The organism is Photobacterium sp. DNB22_13_2 (assembly GCF_052873915.1).
Genome location: NZ_JBNNXU010000048.1, coordinates 1 through 1,876, shown reverse-complemented (window position 1 = coordinate 1,876; position 1,876 = coordinate 1). Strand labels below are relative to the sequence as shown.

The window sequence follows — 1,876 nt, the reverse complement described above, 5'->3', positions numbered from 1 at the left end:
GGTCCTGGGTCCTGGGTCCTGGGTCCTGGGTCCTGGGTCCTGGGTCCTGGGTCCTGGGTCCTGGGTCCTGGGTCCTGCAAAAGCGTTTCTACTACCTAATCCATGTCAAGCTCTTCACTCTTATCCTTTCGCTCTTCCCGCTTTTCCTAGGGCCTGCTCTTCCTAGGGCCACTTTTACAAATCACGTTTAAGACAGTGTTTTAATTTCTTAGAATCTAGATAATCAGACGCCATGTAAAATAAAACAGTCACACAATTGAAAACATAAAATAAATAAAAATATATTTAAGATATTAACTCTGTATTCAATTGTGTTCTTATTGATTTGTTAAAAGCCAATTAATTCGTCTCAAAAGTGTGACACTGTACGTAAATTATTTTAGGTTTACGAAATCAAATCAGGATTTGAGCTATCATATATTAATAATAACATTGTCAATATATTGACAGCAAACATTTTAAAATACATTTTTTTGACGACAGAAGACTAATTAAGAGGGAGAGTGCATGTTTAGGGCATATGCTCACTTTTCAGTGAACCATCCGATCATACATATAACTAATCTTATGATTGTTATGATAATATTTGCAGTAAGCTGTTATCAGCTATTAGCAAATGAAAATTTAATTTTTGCAGCTGGCTTTTTGTTTGTAACAATACCAATTATTGTTTTTGCAAAATCCTCTGATTACAAACGCAAATATCTAAGCGCAAATAATTAACCGTAGCCACAAGGCATATTATTGCTACCAAAAAATCGGCATACTCTGATGCCGATTTTTTGTATAAATTTAAATATCAATTAGATAGCTTGCTGTTGAAGCTGGTGCCACATTTCTTTGACAATTAATTGATCGGCTGGGTTTAGCTCTGACTGCGCTTCAGCCATGCTCGATACAACCTTGGCATTCATCGCCTCGATGGTTAACTCCCCTTCCAGCTCGCAGTTCGCAGCAGACAGTGAAATGTGGCCACGCAGGTAACCGCCCGCAAAAAGTTCATCGTCTGATGCGGTTTCAACCATTTGGTCGATTAGGGTTAGTAGTGTTTCTTCGTATTGATGGATCATAATATCTTTTGGGGTTCGGGATTCTGGGTCCTAGGGCCTAGGAAGAGCAAAGCCCCAATTACTACGCCATGTATAACAGAATCAAGTTAGTATTAGTACTGGGTACTGGGTACTGGGTACTGGGTACTGGGTACTGGGTACTGGGTACTGGGTACTGGGTACTGGGTACTGGGTAAATAGTTTCCTTTATCAAGTACTCAAGTCAAGCTTTTCTGCTTTTCCTAGAACCTAGGACCAGCTCTTCCCCGTTCCCGCTCTTTCTATTCAAACATCCCCGCCGCTAACGGCTCTACCCCATAGTGGCGTCTCAATGCTTCTGATAAGGTTTTGGCTCGTGCTGGCATGCCTTCTTGGAGGTAAACCAACACCTGCTCGCGTACTTTGTTTGTAAACCCTGCTCGGTCTGGCTCACAACTGCCGCTTAGGTTATCACAGCTCACTTGGAAGCGAAAACCGCAACTTGCAGCAAGGATCCACTCAACAGCTTGGGGTTTTACTTCTACCTTTTCAAATTCGGCTTGTACTTCAGCGGTTCGGCCATCAGGCTCGTACCAGTAACCGTAATCTTCCAGTAGTCTGCGCTGCGGACCAGCGATACACCAGTGGGCTATCTCATGTAGTGCCGAGGCAAAGTAGCCACGGGCGAAAATAATCCGGTGATGTGGGTGCTGTTCATCCGCAGGAAGATAAATTGGCTCATCACCACCAAGGATCAACTCGGTGTTGAATGAATCGATGAAGGTTTGGTTGAAGATGTTGATAATGTCAGTGTTTTTGTGGGGCATAGGGTAAGAGCGGGTCCTGGG

At 43.0% G+C, this 1,876-nt stretch carries 2 protein-coding genes; both read right to left on the bottom strand.

The genetic code is table 11. The features are described 5' to 3' along the window. Positions 1–803: 803 nt before the first annotated feature. The gene (locus tag ACVA58_RS27720) at positions 804–1,070 is read right to left on the bottom strand and encodes a YfcL family protein (protein WP_446513474.1); all 267 of its coding nucleotides are present in this window, start codon (positions 1,068–1,070) and stop codon (positions 804–806) included. Between the two features lie 260 nt (positions 1,071–1,330). Further along, the gene (locus tag ACVA58_RS27715; protein WP_446513475.1) at positions 1,331–1,855 is read right to left on the bottom strand and encodes an elongation factor P hydroxylase; all 525 of its coding nucleotides are present in this window, start codon (positions 1,853–1,855) and stop codon (positions 1,331–1,333) included. Positions 1,856–1,876 lie beyond the last annotated feature (21 nt).

Bases quoted from the DNA above. Each gene is read 5' to 3' on its own strand.
- ACVA58_RS27720 (WP_446513474.1), bottom strand. From the start codon at position 1,070: ATGATCCATCAATACGAAGAAACACTACTAACCCTAATCGACCAAATG.
- ACVA58_RS27715 (WP_446513475.1), bottom strand. From the start codon at position 1,855: ATGCCCCACAAAAACACTGACATTATCAACATCTTCAACCAAACCTTC.